Origin of the sequence: Avibacterium sp. 20-129 (genome assembly GCF_026226845.1) — a bacterium.
In the GTDB taxonomy this organism is placed as follows: Bacteria; Pseudomonadota; Gammaproteobacteria; order Enterobacterales; family Pasteurellaceae; genus Avibacterium.
The window spans coordinates 226,980-248,250 of the sequence record NZ_JAKKOE010000001.1; the positions used below are offsets into that span (position 1 = coordinate 226,980).

At 39.8% G+C, this 21,271-nt stretch carries 16 protein-coding genes and 2 tRNA genes; 10 read left to right on the plus strand and 8 right to left on the minus strand.

The features are described from left to right. Nucleotides 1–21 precede the first annotated feature (21 nt). The gene (gene ispA, locus L5B90_RS01000; protein ID WP_250363049.1) at nucleotides 22–912 is read right to left on the minus strand and encodes a (2E,6E)-farnesyl diphosphate synthase; all 891 of its coding nucleotides are present in this window, start codon (nucleotides 910–912) and stop codon (nucleotides 22–24) included. Between the two features lie 25 nt (nucleotides 913–937). Continuing rightward, complete coding sequence (xseB, locus tag L5B90_RS01005) at nucleotides 938–1,186, minus strand: exodeoxyribonuclease VII small subunit (RefSeq protein WP_250350213.1); 249 nt, start codon at nucleotides 1,184–1,186, stop codon at nucleotides 938–940. 217 nt (nucleotides 1,187–1,403) lie between these two features. Here xseB and thiI point away from each other — a divergent pair, with 217 nt between their 5' ends. Then, nucleotides 1,404–2,852 (plus strand): tRNA uracil 4-sulfurtransferase ThiI, encoded by a 1,449-nt coding sequence (gene thiI / locus L5B90_RS01010; RefSeq protein WP_265761894.1) that lies wholly within the window; start codon nucleotides 1,404–1,406, stop codon nucleotides 2,850–2,852. Between the two features lie 53 nt (nucleotides 2,853–2,905). On the opposite strand, the gene L5B90_RS01015 is transcribed toward thiI, so the two are convergent. Both L5B90_RS01015 and L5B90_RS01020 read right to left on the minus strand, forming a co-directional pair. Further along, the gene (locus L5B90_RS01015) at nucleotides 2,906–3,460 is read right to left on the minus strand and encodes an NAD(P)H nitroreductase (RefSeq protein WP_265761895.1); all 555 of its coding nucleotides are present in this window, start codon (nucleotides 3,458–3,460) and stop codon (nucleotides 2,906–2,908) included. 221 nt (nucleotides 3,461–3,681) lie between these two features. Next, the gene (locus tag L5B90_RS01020) at nucleotides 3,682–3,915 is read right to left on the minus strand and encodes a hypothetical protein (protein ID WP_265761896.1); all 234 of its coding nucleotides are present in this window, start codon (nucleotides 3,913–3,915) and stop codon (nucleotides 3,682–3,684) included. A 197-nt stretch (nucleotides 3,916–4,112) separates the two neighbouring features. Here L5B90_RS01020 and sppA point away from each other — a divergent pair, with 197 nt between their 5' ends. After that, the gene (sppA, locus tag L5B90_RS01025; RefSeq protein ID WP_265761897.1) at nucleotides 4,113–5,978 is read left to right on the plus strand and encodes a signal peptide peptidase SppA; all 1,866 of its coding nucleotides are present in this window, start codon (nucleotides 4,113–4,115) and stop codon (nucleotides 5,976–5,978) included. 90 nt (nucleotides 5,979–6,068) lie between these two features. On the opposite strand, the gene L5B90_RS01030 is transcribed toward sppA, so the two are convergent. Next, entirely contained in the window at nucleotides 6,069–6,971 is a 903-nt protein-coding gene (locus L5B90_RS01030; RefSeq protein WP_265761898.1) for a LysR family transcriptional regulator, read from the minus strand. A 101-nt stretch (nucleotides 6,972–7,072) separates the two neighbouring features. On the opposite strand from L5B90_RS01030, the gene topA reads away from it, so the two are divergent. Next, nucleotides 7,073–9,676, plus strand: a complete 2,604-nt coding sequence (gene topA / locus L5B90_RS01035) for a type I DNA topoisomerase (protein ID WP_265761899.1) — start codon at nucleotides 7,073–7,075, stop codon at nucleotides 9,674–9,676. Between the two features lie 150 nt (nucleotides 9,677–9,826). On the opposite strand, the gene L5B90_RS01040 is transcribed toward topA, so the two are convergent. The 3 genes from L5B90_RS01040 to orn form a co-directional block, all read right to left on the minus strand. Continuing rightward, nucleotides 9,827–9,902: transfer RNA gene (locus L5B90_RS01040), tRNA-Gly, on the minus strand. Nucleotides 9,903–9,917: 15 nt separating this feature from the next. Beyond that, nucleotides 9,918–9,993 (minus strand) — tRNA-Gly (locus tag L5B90_RS01045). A 131-nt stretch (nucleotides 9,994–10,124) separates the two neighbouring features. After that, on the minus strand, nucleotides 10,125–10,673 hold the full coding sequence (gene orn / locus L5B90_RS01050) for an oligoribonuclease (RefSeq protein ID WP_250350220.1): 549 nt from the start codon (nucleotides 10,671–10,673) through the stop codon (nucleotides 10,125–10,127). Between the two features lie 80 nt (nucleotides 10,674–10,753). Here orn and rsgA point away from each other — a divergent pair, with 80 nt between their 5' ends. From rsgA to lpdA, 7 genes are all read left to right on the plus strand, one after another. Continuing rightward, nucleotides 10,754–11,815: a small ribosomal subunit biogenesis GTPase RsgA gene (rsgA, locus tag L5B90_RS01055; RefSeq protein WP_265761900.1), complete on the plus strand. Its 1,062-nt coding sequence runs from the start codon at nucleotides 10,754–10,756 to the stop codon at nucleotides 11,813–11,815. A 216-nt stretch (nucleotides 11,816–12,031) separates the two neighbouring features. Beyond that, entirely contained in the window at nucleotides 12,032–12,289 is a 258-nt protein-coding gene (ptsH, locus tag L5B90_RS01060; protein ID WP_265761901.1) for a phosphocarrier protein Hpr, read from the plus strand. A 98-nt stretch (nucleotides 12,290–12,387) separates the two neighbouring features. After that, a complete protein-coding gene (ptsI, locus tag L5B90_RS01065) occupies nucleotides 12,388–14,115 on the plus strand; it encodes a phosphoenolpyruvate-protein phosphotransferase PtsI (protein WP_250350222.1) in 1,728 nt (575 codons plus the stop codon). 62 nt (nucleotides 14,116–14,177) lie between these two features. Beyond that, nucleotides 14,178–14,678, plus strand: a complete 501-nt coding sequence (gene crr, locus L5B90_RS01070) for a PTS glucose transporter subunit IIA (protein ID WP_250350223.1) — start codon at nucleotides 14,178–14,180, stop codon at nucleotides 14,676–14,678. A gap of 364 nt (nucleotides 14,679–15,042) precedes the next feature. Further along, nucleotides 15,043–17,706 carry a pyruvate dehydrogenase (acetyl-transferring), homodimeric type gene (gene aceE, locus L5B90_RS01075; RefSeq protein ID WP_250363038.1) on the plus strand — a complete coding sequence of 888 codons (2,664 nt, stop codon included), beginning with the start codon at nucleotides 15,043–15,045 and terminating at the stop codon, nucleotides 17,704–17,706. A 51-nt stretch (nucleotides 17,707–17,757) separates the two neighbouring features. Continuing rightward, nucleotides 17,758–19,650 (plus strand): pyruvate dehydrogenase complex dihydrolipoyllysine-residue acetyltransferase, encoded by a 1,893-nt coding sequence (gene aceF, locus L5B90_RS01080; RefSeq protein WP_250363037.1) that lies wholly within the window; start codon nucleotides 17,758–17,760, stop codon nucleotides 19,648–19,650. An 83-nt stretch (nucleotides 19,651–19,733) separates the two neighbouring features. After that, complete coding sequence (gene lpdA, locus L5B90_RS01085) at nucleotides 19,734–21,158, plus strand: dihydrolipoyl dehydrogenase (RefSeq protein ID WP_250350226.1); 1,425 nt, start codon at nucleotides 19,734–19,736, stop codon at nucleotides 21,156–21,158. Nucleotides 21,159–21,271: the final 113 nt, after the last annotated feature.

A 21,271-nucleotide genomic window follows, 5' to 3' on the forward strand; every position in this document is an offset into this window, starting at 1 on the left:
GCTTAGGCGGTGTCCAATATATTAATTTTTTCTTGTTACAATAAATTCGCTCAACGCCTTTAAGGGTGAGCTATCAAAAGATAATTCCGCTAAAGCATTAAGGGCTTGTTGATGCAGTTCTTGTGCTTTTTCTTTCGCCCCTTGTAAGCCTAGTAATTTCGGGTAAGTGCTTTTATCTGCGGCTAAATCAGCGCCTACGGTTTTGCCGATTACGTCGCTTTCCCCTTCAATATCTAAAATATCATCTTGTACTTGGAAGGCTAGCCCAATGGCATCGGCATAGCGTTCGAGCTGTTGGCAAAGTTGTTGATCGGCAAAATATGGGGAACAAAGAAAGCCCATTTTTAACGCACAGCGCAATAATGCACCTGTTTTATTGCGATGAATTCTTTCTAATTCAGCTAAGCTGACTTGCTGATGTTCTGCTTGTAAATCTAGGCTTTGCCCCAAACACATTCCTTGCACGCCTGAGGCTTTTGCTAATTCTGCGATTAAAGCAACACGTTGTTCGGCTGACAAATTAGGCGTTTGGCTGAGTAATTCAAAGGCAAAGGCTTGTAAAGCATCACCTGCAAGAACAGCGGTAGCTTCATCAAAGGCGATATGACAAGTTGGGTGACCGCGACGTAGCGTATCGTTATCCATTGCAGGCAAATCATCGTGGACTAAGGAATAAGCGTGAATTGCTTCAATGCTTGCTGCGGCATAATCTAAATACACGAGTTCTGCACCTAACATTTTACCTGTGGCATACACCAAGAATGGACGCACACGCTTTCCACCTAGCAAAAGGGCATATTTCATTGCGCGAGCAAGGGGGGAGGGATGCGTATCAATTTGCTCAAATTGTTGTTCGAGAAATTGATTGATCCGTTGTTGAACTTGTTGTAAATCCTGTGCAAATTGATCCATAGCAGTGGCTTATTTATTGGGTTGCTTATTCGTTATGTTGATAGTCGCTCAATTCTGCTTTATCGCTTTTTGAAAGCAAAATTTGAATGCGTTGTTCTGCCTGTTGTAAGCGCGCTTGACCTAATTGCGCCAGCTTAATGCCGTTTTCAAAATCCTGTAAAGCCTGTTCTAAGGGTAATTCACCACTTTCTAAACGCGCAACGATGCTCTCTAATTGAGTTAAGGTGGCTTCAAAATCTAAGCTATGTTCATCTTTTGTTGGTTTGCGTGCCATTTGTTTTTCCTAAATCCAACCTGAATAAATGCCACATTGTACTGTATTTTTATGGACTTGTTAAAGCATATAGCGAGATTGTTGCACAAAAAATCACAGAAAAAGCACCGCACTTTTGTTTATCTTGCATTGCCGAGAAAACAGCGAGAAAAATTGGGGATTTGCAAAAGATGTTGTACAATATCGCCCAATTTTTGCTTGAAATAGAAGTATTCTAATGAAATTTATTATTAAACTTTTCCCTGAAATTATGATTAAAAGTGAAAGTGTGCGTAAACGCTTTATTAAAATTCTTACAGGGAATATTCGCAATATTTTGAATAAATATGATGATACTGTCGCCGTGGTGAAACACTGGGATTATATCGAAGTGCGGTCAAAAAATGCAGAAAATCGCGCATTATTAATTGAATTATTAGGGCGAATTCCGGGCATTCACCATTTTCTTGAAGTGGAAGAAAAACCATTTAACAACGTGCAAGATATTTTCCAACAAACTTTGCAAGATGTTGCACATCTACTTGAAAATAAAACCTTTTGTGTACGTGTAAAACGTAAAGGAAAGCACGATTTTTCTTCCCTTGATGTGGAGCGTTATGTTGGTGGCGGATTAAATCAACACATTGCCAGTGCAAAGGTGAAACTCAGCAACCCTGATGTGACTGTTCGCATTGATATTGAAGACGACAAAATGATGTTGGTGAAAGCACGCCATACGGGGCTAGGTGGTTATCCTATTGGTACACAAGAAGATGTGCTTTCACTTATCTCTGGCGGTTTTGACTCAGGGGTATCGAGCTATATGCTGATTCGCCGCGGCTCACGCGTTCATTATTGCTTCTTTAATCTTGGCGGCGCGGCACACGAAATTGGTGTGAAACAAATGGCCTATCACATTTGGCATCGCTTTAGTGGCTCGCACAAAGTGCGTTTTGTTGCAATCAATTTTGAACCTGTGGTAGCAGAAATTTTAGAAAAGATTGATAACGGGCAAATGGGTGTGGTGTTAAAACGAATGATGGTACGTGCCGCAAGTAAAGTGGCAGAGCGTTTCGGGATTCAAGCCATTGTTACTGGGGAGGCGCTTGGCCAAGTTTCCAGCCAAACACTGACCAATTTACGCTTGATTGATGAAGCCGCAGAGGCTTTAGTATTACGTCCACTTATCACCCACGATAAAGAACAAATTATTGCAATGGCAAAAGAAATCGGCACAGAAGATATTGCTAAATCAATGCCTGAATTTTGTGGCGTAATTTCAAAAAATCCAACGGTTAAAGCGGTGCGTGAAAAAATTCTTAGCGAAGAAAATCATTTTGATTTCAGCGTGTTAGAAAGTGCGGTGCAAAATGCACAATATTTAGATATTCGTCAAATTGCAGAACAAACGGAAAAAGACGTGGTTGAAGTGGATACGATTTCTGTATTAGGCGAAAACGATATTGTCATTGATATCCGTAGCCCTGAAGAAACAGATGAAAACCCATTAGAACTCGAAGGGCAAGAAGTGCGTTTAATCCCATTCTATAAACTTTCTTCCCTATTTCCAGAACTGGATCAACATAAAAATTACGTCCTTTACTGCGAACGCGGCGTAATGAGCAAACTCCAAGCGCTTTATTTGAAAGAAAATGGGTTTGGGAATGTGAGAGTGTTTAGGAAATAAGTAATATCACCGCATTTTCTAAGTGCGGTGATTTTTTGTTACTTTTTCATATGCTATAAATAGCTGACGAATTGTTCCAAATTGATCTGTTTGGATTCTCGGTTGATTTTTTCTTCAGCAGTTCCAAGCATAATGAATGCAACAATTTTGTCTGAATTTTCACAATGAAAGGCTTGGCGCAAGTCTGAACCGTCAACCCAAGGGCCGGTTACCCAAACATTGTCAAAGCCTTGTGCATTAGCCGCTAGTTGCATTGCATAAGTTGCACAGCCAGCGGTCAGCATTTGTTCCCAAGCGGGTACTTTAGCAATATCTTTTTGAATTTTGGCGATCACTGCAATGATCATTGGCGCACGATTTGGTAAATTTTCTGCTTTTTTCAACCGCTCTTCACCTAAATTAAATTCTTGTACCGCATTTTTTAGTAAATCGCCTAATTGAGTTAATCCCTCTTTTTCGATCACCACGAAGCGATAAGGCTGTAACTTTCCGTGATCGGGGACGTGTAATGCCGCTTGGAAAATCTGTTCAAGTTGCGCTTTGCTTGGTGCCGGTGCAAAGAGCTTTTTATTAGAACGGCGTGAAGTGAGTAGGGTTAAAGCATCCATAATCAGTCCTTTTATGATTATTCTTGTTATGCAATATGCGATGGATTATCGCATAAATTTTTGTATTATATTTGTGTGGTAAAAAAGCCCCTTAGTATTAGGGGCTGATAGAATCAGTTTTTTTTATCTTCTTTTTCCGCTTGTTTTGCAGCGTGATTAATGCCGGCACCAAAAGCTAAAACTATGCCTAATAGAACAAGCAATCCAATCGTCAGTTCCATTTAATCCTCCTTTGATAGTTTAGGTTTAAGTTTGCGAAGCTGTTTTCCTACCGCAAGTGTAGCATAAGCAATAAATACTAATGTGAAACTACTTATAATCTTAAATAGCGTTCCATTTTGCCCGAATGTTATCATAGGTACGGCAAGTATCGCAACTTTGGCCATATCCTCTGACATTTTAGCCCAAGCTTCCAAGGTTTCTATTTCAATTGGGCGTTTAAATAAATTCAGCATTATCATCTCCTTGTATTGAAAACAACCATAGCAAAATTATGTTAAGTGCGGTGATTTTTTGGCAAGTTTTACGATCCTGATCGAGAAAATAAACTAGCGCTGATAAAAATAGCAGCGTGATAAAGAATTAGTCGCATTTGCTGGTTAATCTGTTTATGATACGCTTTCTTAAATAACGTTAAATAATAAGGAAATTTATGAAGTTGCTGATGAAATTAGGCTCAATGCTATGGCGAGGATTAAATTTTATTCGTAATGTTGTGATGAATTTAGTCTTCCTTGTTTTTGTACTCTTTGTTTTTGCAATGGTAGGTTTGCTGACAAATGTAAATAAAGAAACACAAGCCCCACTTGGTGCAGATGAAGGGGCATTATTACTTAATTTAGAGGGGTATTTAGCGGATAACCGAGAAGAAATTCACTCTTTGCAAGATTTGCTGAAAGAAATGGATTCCCAATATGTACCACGTCAAATTTCAACATTTGATTTGGTATATAGCATTCGATCTGCGATCAATGATCCACGCATTAAAGGTTTGGTGTTAGATCTAAACCGCTTTGAAGGAGCAGATTTACCCGCGATTAAATATGTGGGCAATGCGATTAATGAATTTAAACAAAGTGGCAAGCCTGTGATTGCTTATGCAGATAGTTATTCACAAAAACAATATGTGCTAGCAAGTTATGCGGATGAAATCTATCTCAACCCAATTGGTGCGGTGGAAATTCAAGGCTTGGCAGTGGACAATCTGTATTACAAAGATTTGCTTGATAAGTTAAAAATTACGCCACATATTTTTCGTGTTGGGACTTATAAATCTGCCGTTGAACCGTTTTTGCGTAATGATATGTCGCCAGAAGCAAAAGCCAATATGCAGCGTTGGTTAAGTGCGATGTGGACAGATTATAAAACACTGATTGCGGACAATCGTCAAATTCCTGTCGCTGACATATTACCTGAAGCAGAGCAATATTTTGCCCATTTGAAAGCGTTAAATGGTGATCTCACCGCGTATGCTCAACAGCAAAAATTCGTTACGCAACTCGCTGATCGTTTTACGTTAGCGAAAAAACTCACCGCACTTTTTGGTAAAAATGCAGAGGGGGAAGCAAAGCTATTGCCATTTGATCGCTATTTGGCTGCGTTACCTGATCGCATAGACGGTGAGGGGGAAAATCGTATTGCAGTAGTTAATGTTGAAGGGGCTATTATTGACGGTGAAACTGATGAAAATGGCGTTGGCGGTGATACTATCGCAACGTTGTTACGTCAGGCTTATGAAGATAAAAAAATTAAAGCGGTGATTTTGCGCATTAATAGCCCCGGTGGAAGCGCCTTTGCTTCGGAAATTATTCGTCAGGAAATTGTCCATTTACAACAAGCCGGGAAGCCAGTCGTGGTATCAATGGGAGCAATGGCAGCTTCAGGCGGTTATTGGATTGCGAGTACTGCTGATTATATTTTCGCTGATGCGGACACTATTACGGGATCAATCGGTATTTTTTCAATTGTTCCTACTTTCGAGAAAGCGGCAGCAGAAATTGGCGTGAATGCCGATGGCGTGGCAACCTCGCCTTTAAGCCAGCAGTCTTCTTTTCGTGGTATTTCAAAAGTAAAAGGTGATATTTATCAACTTGAAATTGAACACGGCTACGATAAATTCCTTTCTCTTGTGAGCCAAGGTCGCCAGTTGGCTAAACCTGAGGTGGATAAAATTGCACAAGGTCAAGTGTGGTTAGGATCGGAGGCATTGCAGAATAAATTGGTGGACGAACTGGGCGATTTTGATCGTGCAGTAGCGAAGGCAACAGAATTAGCTCAGGCAAAACAAGGCGAGCAACCTGCCAAAGAATTTAGTGTAGAATGGTTAATCGAACGTAATGATTCTCTATTCGATACATTGATGAAAGGCTTTGGCAAAGGCGTACAACAACAATTATTCAGTTCCCTTGGCTTAGCAAAACCATTTGGTGAAGTAAAACAACAACTTAACCAATTGAGTCAATTTAACGATCCAAAAGGGCAGTATTTATACTGTATTAATTGCGGAACGTTGCATTAAAAATGTGTTTCCCCTTTTTATATAAATAGAAGGGGAAAATTTTTAAAAATAATACCGCACTTTTTATTTCGTTATTGCCGAGAGATCGTTCTATTTTGCAATATCTTCTTGGCATAAACCAAGTTGGCTTAAAAAATCAATAAACGCTTTTACTTTAGCCGCAAGATGACGGCGATGAGGATAGACAATGTTTAAATCAATCTGATGCTGTGGGTAATCTGCAAGGACTTCGACTAATTCTCCCGAAGTTAATTCATTTTCAATTAGAAAACGCGGTAAATTCACAATGCCTAGTCCTGATTTCGCTAATTCAGCCAATGCCAAGCCACTGTTACACATTACATCAGACTGAATGCGTAAACGGTCAATTCTTGTTCCATTAATAAATTCCCAAAATATTTGATTATTGTTGGATTTATACAGCATTATTTTGTGCTGATATAATTCTTCCGGGGTCTGTGGCACGCCGTTTTTTGCGAAATAATCTGGCGAACCTACGATATGCATTGTTGAACGAGCAATTTTTTTTGCCACCAACGAACTGTCTTGCAAATTGCCAATGCGTAAGGCGAGATCAAATCCTTCGGTAATTAAATCCACTAAACGATCGTTAAATTCAATATCAACTTCAAGATTAGGGTGGGCGTGCAGAAATAACCCCAAATTGGGGGCAATAAAACGCAAGCCAAAATCACGTGGCACAGAAATATGCAACTTACCTTGCAACATAGTCGCGAGGTTACTGATACTTGCTTCCGCATCTTGTAAGTCTTCCAGAATCGGCAAACAACGTTGATAATAAAGTAGCCCAGCTTCAGTGGGAACGATCTTTCTTGTCGTACGTTGTAACAGGCGCGTTTTAAGCTGTTCTTCCAGTTGGGAAACCAGCTTACTTGCCATCGCAACAGAGATATTTTGTTGAATTGCTGTTTGGGTAAAACTTTGCGTTTCTACCACTTTACAAAAGACAGAAATTGCATTGAGTTTATCCATTTATGCTTCCTTTTTTAAAAAAATGATTGACCTTACATAAGATAGTCCGCAATATATCGGGCAATTTTACACAAGTTAGCAGAAATTAGGTAAAGAAAAAGATGAGTAAATCTTTAGTGATAGTGGAGTCGCCAGCCAAAGCGAAAACCATTAATAAGTATTTAGGAAAAGATTATATTGTAAAATCCAGTGTGGGACATATTCGTGATTTGCCAACCGCGGGAAGTACGGGAGAGAAAGCCAAACCAATTTCCACCAAAGGATTAAGCACGGAAGAAAAACAAGCCATTAAGCAAGAAAAAGAACGTAATGCCTTAGTCAAACGAATGGGGATTGATCCTTATCACGGCTGGAAAGCAAACTATCAGATTTTACCGGGCAAAGAAAAAGTGGTTGCAGAACTGAAATCTCTCGCTAAAAAAGCGGATCATATTTACCTTGCTACCGATTTGGATAGAGAGGGAGAAGCGATTGCGTGGCATTTGCGTGAAGTGATTGGTGGTGATGATAAGCGTTTTAGTCGAGTGGTATTTAATGAAATCACGAAAAATGCCATTAAGCAAGCCTTTGAGCATCCAGAACATTTAAATATTGATCGTGTTAATGCACAACAAACACGTCGTTTCCTTGACCGCGTGGTGGGCTTTATGGTATCGCCACTGTTATGGAAAAAAGTCGCCCGTGGCTTATCCGCTGGGCGAGTGCAGTCCGTGGCAGTAAAGCTGTTAGTTGAGCGTGAACGAGAAATCAAGGCATTTCAACCTGAAGAATATTGGGAAGTTGCGGTGCAAACGGAAACCGCACAGAAAATTGGCTTACGCCTTGATGTAACCAGTTTTAAAGGTAAAAAATTTGAGCCGAAGAATGTGCAACAAGCACAAAGTGCGGTGGATTTTTTACAAAAATCTGACTATATCGTTTCTGATTTAGAAACCAAACCAACCAGCTCCAAACCGAAAGCGCCATTTATCACTTCAACCTTGCAACAAACAGCAAGCACTCGCCTAAATTTTGGCGTGAAAAAAACGATGATGCTAGCGCAACGTTTATACGAGGCGGGTTATATCACTTATATGCGTACCGATAGTACAAATTTGAGTAAAGATGCGTTAAATATGGTGCGTGATTATATTGGCTCCCATTATGGTGAGACCTATTTACCGGCCAAGCCAAATTTTTATTCTAGCAAGGAAAATGCCCAAGAGGCACACGAAGCCATTCGTCCTTCTGATGTCCGTATATTAGCAGCAGATGTACAAGGAATGGAAAAAGATGCGGTGCGTTTATATGATCTTATTTGGCGCCAATTTGTTGCTTGTCAAATGCCAGCAGCGCAATATGATAGCTCAACGCTGACGGTAACCGCAGGGGATTATAGCTTGAAAGCAAAAGGGCGTATTTTGCGTTTTGATGGTTGGACAAAGGTGTTACCAGCAATGAGTAAAAGCGCCGAAGATCAAGTGTTACCCGATGTTGCGGTGAACGATCAGCTAAATTTAAAAGAGGTGATTCCACAGCGACATTTCACCAAGCCACCAGCACGTTTTAGCGAAGCAGCATTAGTCAAGGAGCTAGAGAAGCGTGGTATTGGTCGCCCTTCTACCTATGCAGCAATTATTTCAACCATTCAAGAACGTGGCTACGTACGTGTAGAAAACCGTCGTTTTTATGCAGAAAAAATGGGCGAAATTGTGACAGATCGGCTTAATCAATCTTTTGCTGATTTAATGAACTATGATTTTACCGCGAATATGGAAGATGTGCTGGATCAAATTGCTAGCGGAGAAAAAAATTGGAAAACAGAATTAAATCAATTCTTTAAAGATTTTTCCGCACAACTTAGTCAAGCCGAATTAGACGAACTAGAAGGCGGAATGAAGCCAAATAGCCTTGTGCTAACCGATATTAAATGTCCAACTTGTGGCCGCCCAATGGCAATTCGCACTGCCAGTACGGGGGTATTTTTAGGCTGTTCAGGCTATGCCTTACCAGTAAAAGAGCGGTGTAAAACCACGATAAATTTAATTCCTGAAGCCGAATTACTAAACGTTCTGGACGAAGCTTCCGAAACGAAAGCGCTGATGGAACGCAAACGTTGCCCGAAATGTGGCACGGCAATGGATAGCTATATTATTGATCCGCAACGTAAACTTTATGTCTGTGGGAATAATCCAAATTGTGATGGCTACGTCGTGGAGCAAGGTGAGTTTAAAATTAAAGGCTATGATGGTCCGATTGTTGAATGCGATAAGTGCGGTGCGGATATGCACTTAAAATTAGGACGCTTTGGTAAATATATGGCCTGTACCCAATGTGATAACACGCGTAAAATCTTAAAAAATGGTGAAGTTGCGCCACCTAAAGAAGAGCCTGTACATTTCCCAGAGTTAAAATGTGAAAATTCAGATGCTTATTTTGTTTTGCGTGATGGGGCAAGTGGCGTGTTTATGTCAGCGCATAATTTTCCAAAATCACGTGAAACTCGTGCAGCAAAAGTGGCGGAATTAGCACAATATCGCGATCGTTTACCTGAGAAGTTACAATATTTGGCCGATGCACCACAGAAAGATCCTGAAGGTAATGAAGCGATTGTACGTTTTAGCCGAAAAGAAAAACGTCAATATGTTACGTCAGAAAAAAATGGTAAAGCCACAAAATGGCGTGTTGATTATATTGAGGGAAAATGGGTTGAGAATGGGAAATAGCGTTTAATATAAAGGTTATTTTGATGTAAAAAGACGATAGTTCGATTTCGAGCTATCGTTTTTTGTTAGTTGAATTATTAGAGCAGATTAGAAAGGATAGAATAAAAAATACTACTGTTAATTTTGCTAAATTATAATAGGAAGAAAATTTGGAGCGGGAAACGAGGCTCGAACTCGCGACCCCAACCTTGGCAAGGTTGTGCTCTACCAACTGAGCTATTCCCGCAAGAGATAAGAAAATTGGAGCGGGAAACGAGGCTCGAACTCGCGACCCCGACCTTGGCAAGGTCGTGCTCTACCAACTGAGCTATTCCCGCATATTCCGTAAGGAACGGGGCGTATTATACGAAAAATTTTTACGCCCGCAAGTAAAATTATAAAAAAGTTGATTGCTTGTTTAGTTATTGATCAGAAAGCAAGGATCTCCTCTTCCTAAATAATAAATAGGCTAAGGCATTTTGATAAAATGCTCTCGATAATAAGCTAGCTCGGCAATAGATTCACGGATATCATCTAAAGCAAGATGCGTATTTTTCTTACTAAATCCTTTTAACATTTCTGGGTTCCAACGTGAGGCAAGCTCTTTGAGCGTGCTAACGTCAAGATGACGATAATGAAAATAGTTGGCCAGTTCGGGCATATATTTGAATAGAAAGCGTTTATCTTGTGCCACGCTATTGCCACAAATTGGGGAAGCCCCTTTGGGTACCCATTTTTTGAGAAAATCTAAAGTTTGTAATTCCGCGGCACGTTCGCTGAGTTTACTTTGTTTTACACGTTCAATTAAGCCGTTTTCACGATGAGTTTTTTGACACCAATCACTCATTTTGGCAAGTAGACTATCGGGCTGATGAATTGCAAGCACAGGCCCCTCAGCAAGAATATTAAGATTTTTATCTGTGACAATGGTGGCGATTTCAATAATGCGTTCTTTTTCTGGATCTAAGCCCGTCATTTCTAAGTCAATCCAAATAAGGTTTTGTTTATCTAATTGCATTAGGGTATCCTATATCAGTGTTATTTTGATGAGTTCGGAATAGTTTAACCGAAAATCAACCCCACTTTAAGGATTTATCTTTGAGCAAACAAAAATTAACTTACAATCAACAACGTAGAATTCGTTCTAACAACGCAAAAACATTACAACGTCACAAATTGAAGGGAAGTAAAGAAATTCAGTGGCAAGATGAAATGCTAGGTCCAACGCAAGAAGGTACAGTGGTAACGCGCTATTCTTTACACGCTGATGTAGAAAATGAGCAAGGGCAAATTTTTCGTTGTAATTTACGCCGCACTTTAGCTAATGTGGTTGTTGGGGATAATGTCGTATGGCGAGAGGGCAATGAGCAATTGCAAGGAGTAAGTGGCGTGATTGAAGCAATTCATCCACGTCGTAACGAGATTGCTCGCCCAGATTATTATGATGGATTAAAGGTTATTGCTGCCAATATTGATCGCATTATTATTGTGTCAGCCGTTGTGCCAGATTTGTCTTGGAATATTGTCGATCGCTATTTGGTGGTGTGTGAAAATGCGAGAATTCCTGCAGTGATCGTGATTAATAAAGCTGATTTATTCTCTCAAACTCAGCGAAGCGCAGTAGAAAATCAGCTTAAGGTTTATGAAAAAATTGGTTATCAAACGCTGATGATTTCCGCAAAAACTGGCGAAAATATGCAAAATCTTACCGCACTTTTGTCTAACGGATCATCTATTTTTGTCGGACAATCAGGCGTAGGGAAATCCAGTTTAATCAACAGTATTTTGCCTGATGTTAATGCTCAGGTTGGAACTGTGAGTGAAGGATCGGGATTAGGACGTCATACCACAACCTCTTCTCGCCTGTACCATTTACCACAAGGAGGAAATTTGATCGATTCACCGGGGATTCGAGAGTTTGGTTTATGGCATTTAGATGCCGATCAAATCACAAAAGGATACCGCGAATTCCAATACGTGTTAGGTACTTGCAAGTTTAGGGATTGTAAACATTTGAATGATCCGGGATGCTCCTTGCGTGAGGCTGTAGAGCAAGGAAAAATTGATCCAGTAAGATTTAAAAACTACCATAATTTAATTGAGAGTTTGTTAGAAACAAAAGATCATAGACACTTTTCAGTCAAGGCAATGGTTAAATAAAGGTTAATAACCGCATAAAAAACCGTCGCTTTAAGTGTTTTTTTGTGATTTAGTTCAAATTTTATGGTGATTGGGGTTGATTATTGTTGTGTTAAGTTGAATACTATTTCGAGATTTATTTTTAGAGATGAAATAAATACATAATTGAACAGCCGTTGTTGCTGTTTGATGTCAAAACAAAATTTATACTCAAACAATGATTAAGAGGATTTTACTATGTACTCAAAAGATGTTGAAATTATTGCTCCAAATGGTTTACATACTCGCCCAGCAGCGCAGTTCGTAAAAGAAGCAAAAGCCTTTGTTTCAGACATTACAGTAACTTCTGGGGGCAAAAGTGCAAGTGCAAAAAGCCTTTTCAAATTACAAACTTTAGGTTTGACTCAAGGTACGGTGATCACCATTTCTGCTGAAGGTGAAGATGAGCAAAAAGCAGTAGATCATTTAGTTGCATTAATTCCTACTTTAGAGTAATCACATCATTAGCCACAAATTTTACTTCCTAGAAAAAGTTCGTTTGTGGCTATTGTTCTATTTATAGCCAAATTTAATTATTAGTTCGGAAGGTCATTATGATTTCAGGTATTCCAGCATCACCCGGTATTGTTTTCGGTAAAGCGCTTGTTTTAAAAGAAGAAAAAATCGTACTTGATACGCAAAAAATTCAAGACGACCAAGTTGACGCTGAGGTTGCACGTTTTTATGAAGGACGCAATGCAGCCATTGAGCAATTAACCGCAATTAAAGATCGTGCTTATGCTTCACTAGGTGAAGAAAAAGCCGCGATCTTTGAAGGTCACTTAATGATTTTGGAAGATGAAGAATTAGAAGAAGAGATCATTGATTATTTACGTTCTAATAAAGTGAATGCGGGCGTTGCTGCAAGCACAATTATTGATCAGCAAGTGGCAATGTTATCAGAAATTGATGACGAGTATTTAAAAGAACGTGCAGGAGATATTCGTGATATTGGTAATCGTTTAATCAAGAATATTTTAGGTATGCATATTGTTGATCTGGGTGAGATTAACGAAGAAGCCATTCTTGTGGCTTATGATTTAACGCCATCGGAAACTGCACAGCTTAACCTTGACAAAGTGCTTGGTTTTATTACAGATATTGGCGGTAGAACGTCTCATACTTCTATTATGGCACGTTCGTTAGAATTGCCGGCCATTGTGGGAACAAATACGGTTACGCAGCAAGTAAATACGGGAGATTTCTTAATTCTTGATGCGGTGAATAATTGTGTTTATGTGAATCCAAGCCAAGATGAAATTGAACGCTTAAAAGCCTTAGAAGCCCAATTAGCGGAAGAGAAAGCAGAATTAGCTAAATTAAAAGATTTACCAGCACTTACTTTAGATGGACATCGTGTTGATGTGGTAGCAAATATCGGTACGATTCGTGATGTAGAAGGAGCTGATCGTAATGGTGCGGAAGGCGTAGGCTTATATCGCACAGAATTTTTGTTTATGGATCGCGATCAACTTCCAACAGAAGAAGAACAATTTATTGCTTATAAAGAAGTCGTTGAAGCAATGAATGGCCGTTTAGTTGTATTAAGAACGATGGATATTGGTGGGGATAAAGAATTACCTTATTTGAACCTACCAAAAGAAATGAACCCATTCTTAGGCTGGCGTGCGATTCGTATTGCGTTAGACCGTAAAGAAATTTTACACGCTCAATTAAGAGCGGTATTAAGAGCGTCTGCTTTCGGTAAATTAGCAGTAATGTTCCCAATGATTATTTCTGTGGAAGAAATTCGTACCTTAAAAGAAGAAATTACACGATTAAAAGAGCAGTTACGTAATGAAGGTAAGGCGTTTGATGAGAATATTCAAATTGGTGTAATGGTGGAAACCCCATCAGCCGCAGTAAATGCGAAATTCTTAGCGAAAGAAGTTGATTTCTTCAGTATCGGTACTAATGATTTAACACAATATACCCTTGCAGTAGATCGTGGTAACGAGTTAATTTCTCATTTATATAACCCAATGACACCATCTGTATTGAGCTTAATTAAGCAAGTGATTGATGCCTCTCACGCAGAAGGTAAATGGACGGGAATGTGTGGTGAGCTAGCAGGTGATGAGAGAGCCACTTTATTATTACTCGGTATGGGTTTAGACGAGTTTAGTATGAGTGCCATTTCTGTGCCAAGAATCAAAAAATTAATCCGTAATGTAAATTATCAAGATGCTAAAGTCTTGGCAGAGAAAGCCTTAGCGCAACCAACTGCAGCAGATATTGAAAAATTGGTGGCTGATTTTTTAGCAGAAAAAGCATTAAACTAGATACCAATTATTCAAGTTTTGGGCTAGAATAGCCCAAACATTCACTTAGTAGGAGACTAAAAATGGGTTTTTTTGATAAATTATTTGGTTCAAAAAGCAATAAAACCGTTGAAGTAGAGATTTATGCACCGCTTTCAGGTGATATTGTGAATATTGAAGATGTGCCTGATGTGGTTTTTTCAGAAAAAATTGTGGGTGACGGAATTGCAATTCGCCCAACCGGTAATAAACTTGTTGCCCCTGTTGATGGCGTTGTAGGCAAAATCTTTGAAACTAACCACGCTTTCTCAATGGAATCTACCGATGGTGTTGAATTATTCGTACACTTTGGTATTGATACCGTTGAATTAAAAGGGGAAGGGTTTAGACGTATTGCCGAAGAAGGTCAAACAGTAAAACGTGGTGATACCATTATTGAATTAGATTTAGAATTACTTGAAGCCAAAGCTAAATCTGTACTTACCCCAGTAGTCATTTCTAATATGGATGAAGTTAGCCATATTGAGAAAAAAACAGGTGAAGTTGTTGCGGGTGATTCTGTTGTTCTCGTTGTGAAAAAATAAAAGACCTCATATAATCAAGCCCATTCCATTAAGTGAATGGGCTTTTTATTATGCAGAAATGTGGTTAAACACCAGTCAAGTTTATCTGTAAAATAGTTAAGAAAAAGATGATTAGCCATTTACGCGCTTTGCCCATTATGTAAAGTGCGGTGGAATTTTTTCATAAATTTTTTGTCTTTCTATAGACTTAGCAATATTTTCTCATTTCAACAAATCTTATATTTTTTATAATCTTTGTTAAATATTTGTAAACGGGTTTTAATAGTTGTAAAATAGCCCAGATATAAGTATTAGTTATCTATTCGTTGTTCAGTTTCAGATAGAAATTGAACTTAACTTCAACTTAATAAATAAGGAAAAGACTATGTCAGAAATGTTAAGAAATGACGTAGATCCGATCGAAACCAATGATTGGTTATTGGCGATCGACTCAGTAATTCGTGAAGAAGGTGTTGAAAGAGCACAGTTTATTATTGAGCAATTAATGCAGCACGCTCGTGCAAATTCAGTCTCTTTACCAACGGGTGTTACCACTGATTATATTAATACTATTCCTGTTGAGGAAGAGCCAAACTACCCGGGTAATTTAGATCTTGAACGCCGTATCCGTAGTGCAATTCGTTGGAATGCAATTATGATGGTCTTAAGAGCCTCTAAAAAAGATCTAGAGCTTGGCGGTCATATGTCATCTTTCCAATCTTCTGCGACAATCTATGAAGTTTGTTTCAACCATTTCTTTAAAGCGCGTACCGAAAAAAATGGTGGCGACTTAGTTTTCTTCCAAGGTCATATTTCTCCGGGGATTTATGCGCGTGCTTTTGTTGAAGGACGTTTAACTGAAGAACAACTAGATAATTTCCGTCAAGAAGTGCACGGAAAAGGGCTTTCTTCTTACCCGCACCCTAAATTAATGCCTGAATTCTGGCAATTCCCAACGGTATCAATGGGGCTTGGTCCATTGAATGCCATTTATCAAGCACGTTTCTTAAAATATTTACATAATCGTGGCTTGAAAGATACCGCAGATCAAACCGTTTACGCATTCTTAGGTGATGGCGAAATGGACGAAGTAGAATCTCGTGGTGGGCTTGCTTTTGCCGCTCGTGAAAAATTAGATAACCTTGTTTTTGTTATCAACTGTAACTTACAACGCTTAGACGGCCCTGTAACAGGTAATGGCAAAATCATTCAAGAATTAGAAGCGCAATTTAACGGTTGTGGCTGGGAAGTAATTAAAGTTGTTTGGGGTCGCCGTTGGGATCGTTTATTACAACGTGATACTTCAGGTAAATTATTGCAATTAATGATGGAAGTGGTTGATGGCGATTATCAAACCTTCAAAGCAAAAGATGGTGCTTATGTTCGTAAACACTTCTTTGGACGTTACCCTGAAACTGAAGCATTAGTGGCTGAAATGACCGATGATGAAATCTGGGCATTGAACCGTGGTGGTCACGATCCATTAAAAGTCTTTGCCGCATTCAATAAAGCAAAACAAGTTAAAGATAAACCTGTTGTGTTATTAGTGAAAACCATTAAAGGTTATGGTATGGGTGATGCAGCGGAAGGTAAAAACATTGCTCACCAAGTTAAGAAAATGGATATGTCGGGCGTTAAACACGTTCGCGATCGTTTCAATATTGCGGTATCCGATGAAGAGATTGAAAAATTACCATATATCAAGTTTGAAGAAGGTTCAGAAGAATACAAATATCTTCACGAGCGCCGTCAAGCATTAAATGGTTATTTACCAACGCGTGCGCCACGCTTTACCTATGAGCTTGAAGTGCCAGCGTTAGAGGAGTTTGCACAATTATTTGAAGCCCAATCTCGTCCAATTTCAACCACAATGGCGTTTGTTCGTTCATTAAACGTATTGTTGAAAAATAAATCTGTGGGTAAACACATTGTGCCAATTATTGCAGACGAAGCGCGTACTTTTGGTATGGAAGGGTTATTCCGTCAAATTGGTATTTATAACCCACACGGACAAAACTATACGCCACAAGATCGCGAACAAGTTTCTTACTATCGTGAAGCCATTGATGGTCAAGTGTTACAAGAAGGGATTAATGAACAAGGTGCAACCGCATCTTGGATTGCGGCAGCAACTTCTTATAGCACAAACAACGTGCCAATGATTCCATTCTTTGTGTATTACTCAATGTTTGGTTTCCAACGTGTTGGTGATTTAATGTGGTTAGCTGGCGACCAACGTGCGCGTGGCTTTATGATCGGTGGTACCTCAGGTCGTACAACGCTAAATGGTGAAGGCTTACAGCACGAAGATGGTCATAGCCATATTCAATCTTCAGTTATTCCAAACTGTATTTCTTATGATCCTGCTTTTGCGTTTGAAGTACCTGTGATTATTCAAGACGGTGTTCGCCGTATGTATGGTCCAGAGCAAGAAGATGTGTACTACTACATCACAACCTTAAATGAAACCTATGAGCAACCTGCAATGCCAAAAGGTGCAGAAGAGGGTATTCGTAAAGGTATTTATAAATTTGAAACGGTAACAGGACAAGGTAAAGGCAAAGTTCAATTATTAGGTTCAGGTGCGATTTTACGCCACGTTCGTGAAGCAGCGAAATTGCTTGCAGATGACTTTGGTGTTACTTCTGATGTGTATAGCGTAACTTCATTTACCGAAGTTGCACGAGATGGCGCAAATGTAGAGCGTTGGAACTTATTACATCCTGAAGCAGAAGCCAAAACACCATACATTGCACAAGTAATGAATGATGCGCCGGCTGTAGCAGCGACAGATTACATCAAGCTTTATGCAGAACAAGTACGTGCTTATGTGCCAGCACAAAGTTATCGTGTATTAGGTACAGACGGTTTTGGTCGTTCAGACAGCCGTGAAAACTTACGTGAACATTTTGAAGTGAATGCACATTATGTTGTGATCGCCGCATTAACTGAGCTTGCAAAACAAGGTACAATTGATAAGAAAGTTGTGGCAGATGCTATTGCAAAATATGGCATTGATGCAGATAAAATTAATCCACTTTACGCATAATTAACATCGCTCCCCTTGCTTTGGTGAGGGGAGTTTTGAGGAAAAAAGAAAATGGCTAAAGAAATTCAAATTCCAGATATTGGTGGCGATGAAGTAACCGTTACCGAAGTAATGGTAAAAGCGGGTGATACGGTTGAAGTTGATCAATCAGTAATTAATGTTGAAGGTGATAAAGCCTCTATGGAAGTGCCTTCACCTGAAGCGGGTGTCATTAAAGAAGTATTAGTAAAAGTTGGTGATAAAGTTTCAACAGGTACACCGATGTTTATTTTAGAAGGTGCAGCTGCTGCACCAGCACCTGCCGTGGAAGAAAAAGCTGCGCCTGCTGCTCCACAAAGTGCGGGTGGTTCTGTGATTGAAATTCACGTTCCAGATATTGGTGGCGATGAAGTAAACGTGACTGAAATTTTAGTGAGCGTAGGCGATTCTGTTTCAGAAGAACAATCTATTTTAAACGTAGAAGGTGATAAAGCCTCTATGGAAGTGCCTGCGCCTGTAGCTGGTGTGGTAAAAGAGATTCTTATTAAAGTAGGCGATAAAGTTTCAACGGGTTCATTAGTGATGAAATTTGAAACTACTGCCGCAGCGCCAGCGACGCAACCAGCGGTTGAGGAGACAACTGCTCCTGCAGCAGTCTCTGGTGGCGTGCAAGACGTTCACGTTCCAGATATTGGTGGTGATGAAGTAAACGTGACTGAAATTATGGTTGCCGTGGGTGATAGTATTTCTGAAGAGCAATCATTAATCACGGTTGAAGGCGATAAAGCCTCAATGGAAGTGCCTGCCCCATTTGCTGGTGTAGTGAAAGAAATTTTAGTGAAATCAGGTGATAAAGTTTCAACGGGTTCATTGATTATGCGTTTTGAAGTTGCAGGTTCAGCACTAGCTGCTGCGCCAGTGACACAACCAGCTACACAAGCCCCCGTACAAACTCAAGCAGCTAGCCCAGCACCAGCAGCGCAATCTGCGCAACCGGCTAACCAAGCAGAAGTTACAGCGAGTGCAAGTTTTGCTCACGCAACACCAGTTGTTCGCCGTTTAGCGCGCGAATTTGGCGTAAACCTAGATAAAGTGAAAGGAACGGGCCGTAAAGGTCGTATCCTAAAAGAAGACGTTCAAGCTTATGTGAAAGCGGCAGTGAAAGCCGTAGAAAGCGGTTCTGTCTCTGCAACATCAACAGGTGCAGCAAATGGTGCGGGTTTAGGCTTACTCCCTTGGCCGAAAGTGGACTTCAGCAAATTTGGTGAAGTAGAACAAGTGGAATTAGGTCGTATCCAAAAAATCTCTGGGGCAAACTTACACCGTAACTGGGTAATGATTCCGCACGTTACACAATGGGATAAAGCGGATATCACGGATTTAGAGCAATTCCGTAAAGAGCAAAATGTGCTTGCGGAAAAACAAAAACTTGATGTAAAAATCACCCCACTTGTATTTATTATGAAAGCGGTAGCGAAAGCCTTAGAAGCTTATCCACGCTTCAATAGCTCGTTATCCGAAGATGCACAAAGCTTGATCTTGAAAAAATACGTTAATATTGGCGTCGCAGTCGATACACCAAATGGTTTGGTTGTACCAGTATTTAAAGATGTGAACAAAAAAGGCATTATCGAACTTTCACGTGAATTAGCGGAAATCTCGAAAAAAGCACGTGCAGGTAAATTGACGGCTTCGGATATGCAAGGTGGTTGTTTCACCATTTCAAGCTTAGGTGGTATTGGTGGTACACAATTTACGCCAATTGTAAATGCACCAGAAGTGGCGATTTTAGGTGTGTCTAAATCTGAAATGACACCGGTGTGGAACGGTAAAGAATTCACACCACGCTTAATGTTACCATTATCACTTTCTTACGATCACCGTGTGATTGATGGTGCAGATGGCGCAAGATTTATCACCTTCATTAATGGTGTATTAAGCGATCTTCGCCGTTTAGTAATGTAATTTCCTGAGCGTTTCTCATTAATGGGAAACGCTGTTTAGTTAAAGTGCGGTGTAAAAATCGCAAGAATTTAACGAGGTAAAAAATGAATAAAGAGATTAAAACACAAGTTGTTGTACTTGGTGCAGGCCCAGCTGGTTATTCAGCAGCATTCCGCTGTGCGGATTTAGGCTTAGATACCGTTATTGTTGAACGTTATTCAACCCTTGGTGGAGTGTGTTTAAACGTTGGTTGTATCCCATCTAAAGCCTTATTACACGTTGCAAAAGTGATTGAAGAAGCAAAATCTTTAGCTGAACACGGTATCGTATTTGGTGAACCACAAACTGATATTGACAAAATCCGTGGTTGGAAAGAAAAAGTCATCAATCAACTTACAGGCGGCTTAGCTGGAATGGCTAAAATGCGTAAAGTACAAGTCGTAAATGGTTATGGTAAATTCTCAGGCCCTAATACGATTATTGTTGCGGGTGAAGAAGGTGAAACAACCATTCATTTTGATAATGCGATTATCGCAGCGGGTTCACGCCCAATCCAATTACCATTTATCCCACACGAAGATCCACGTATTTGGGATTCAACAGATGCACTAAAATTAAAAGAAGTACCACAAAATCTATTGATTATGGGCGGTGGTATTATCGGTCTTGAAATGGGTACAGTATATCACGCACTTGGTTCTAATATTGACGTAGTAGAAATGTTTGATCAAGTGATCCCGGCTGCCGATAAAGATATTGTTCAAATCTACACAAAACGTATTGAGAAGAAATTCAACTTATTACTTGAAACCAAAGTGACTGCGGTTGAAGCAAAAGAAGATGGTATTTATGTTTCAATGGAAGGCAAAGCAGCGAATGAAACTCGCCGTTATGACGCCGTGTTAGTTGCAATCGGTCGTACACCAAATGGTAAGTTGATCGATGCCAATGTTGCTGGTGTAGAAGTGGATGATCGTGGCTTTATCCATACGGATAAGCAAATGCGTACCAATGTGCCACATATCTTTGCGATTGGCGATATCGTTGGGCAACCAATGCTTGCTCACAAAGGGGTACATGAAGGTCATGTCGCTGCAGAAGTGATTGCTGGACAAAAACACTATTTTGATCCGAAAGTCATTCCTTCTATTGCCTATACTGAGCCAGAAGTAGCTTGGGTAGGTAAAACAGAAAAAGAATGTAAAGCTGAAGGTATTAACTACGAAGTTGCAAAATTCCCTTGGGCAGCATCAGGTCGTGCAATCGCCTCTGATTGCGCAGATGGTTTAACTAAATTGATCTTTGATAAAGATACTCACCGTATTATCGGTGGCGCTATTGTCGGTACAAACGGTGGTGAGTTGCTAGGTGAAATTGGTTTAGCTATTGAAATGGGTTGTGATGCAGAAGATCTTGCATTAACTATCCACGCACACCCAACTTTACATGAATCTGTGGGCTTAGCCGCCGAAGTATTTGAAGGTTCAATTACAGATTTACCAAATCCAAAAGCGAAAAAGAAAAAATAAATTTCTTATCTCTTTAAAGCCTTTCATTAGAAAGGCTTTTTTATTATCAAACTATTTTGCCAAGTTGTGATCTTCATCACAGTGAAATTATGACTATCATCATAATTGACTTT

Bases quoted from the DNA above. Each gene is read 5' to 3' on its own strand.
- ispA (WP_250363049.1), bottom strand. From the start codon at position 912: ATGGATCAATTTGCACAGGATTTACAACAAGTTCAACAACGGATCAAT.
- xseB (WP_250350213.1), bottom strand. From the start codon at position 1,186: ATGGCACGCAAACCAACAAAAGATGAACATAGCTTAGATTTTGAAGCC.
- thiI (WP_265761894.1), top strand. From the start codon at position 1,404: ATGAAATTTATTATTAAACTTTTCCCTGAAATTATGATTAAAAGTGAA.
- L5B90_RS01015 (WP_265761895.1), bottom strand. From the start codon at position 3,460: ATGGATGCTTTAACCCTACTCACTTCACGCCGTTCTAATAAAAAGCTC.
- L5B90_RS01020 (WP_265761896.1), bottom strand. From the start codon at position 3,915: ATGCTGAATTTATTTAAACGCCCAATTGAAATAGAAACCTTGGAAGCT.
- sppA (WP_265761897.1), top strand. From the start codon at position 4,113: ATGAAGTTGCTGATGAAATTAGGCTCAATGCTATGGCGAGGATTAAAT.
- L5B90_RS01030 (WP_265761898.1), bottom strand. From the start codon at position 6,971: ATGGATAAACTCAATGCAATTTCTGTCTTTTGTAAAGTGGTAGAAACG.
- topA (WP_265761899.1), top strand. From the start codon at position 7,073: ATGAGTAAATCTTTAGTGATAGTGGAGTCGCCAGCCAAAGCGAAAACC.
- orn (WP_250350220.1), bottom strand. From the start codon at position 10,673: ATGCAATTAGATAAACAAAACCTTATTTGGATTGACTTAGAAATGACG.
- ptsH (WP_265761901.1), top strand. From the start codon at position 12,032: ATGTACTCAAAAGATGTTGAAATTATTGCTCCAAATGGTTTACATACT.
- ptsI (WP_250350222.1), top strand. From the start codon at position 12,388: ATGATTTCAGGTATTCCAGCATCACCCGGTATTGTTTTCGGTAAAGCG.
- crr (WP_250350223.1), top strand. From the start codon at position 14,178: ATGGGTTTTTTTGATAAATTATTTGGTTCAAAAAGCAATAAAACCGTT.
- aceE (WP_250363038.1), top strand. From the start codon at position 15,043: ATGTCAGAAATGTTAAGAAATGACGTAGATCCGATCGAAACCAATGAT.
- aceF (WP_250363037.1), top strand. From the start codon at position 17,758: ATGGCTAAAGAAATTCAAATTCCAGATATTGGTGGCGATGAAGTAACC.
- lpdA (WP_250350226.1), top strand. From the start codon at position 19,734: ATGAATAAAGAGATTAAAACACAAGTTGTTGTACTTGGTGCAGGCCCA.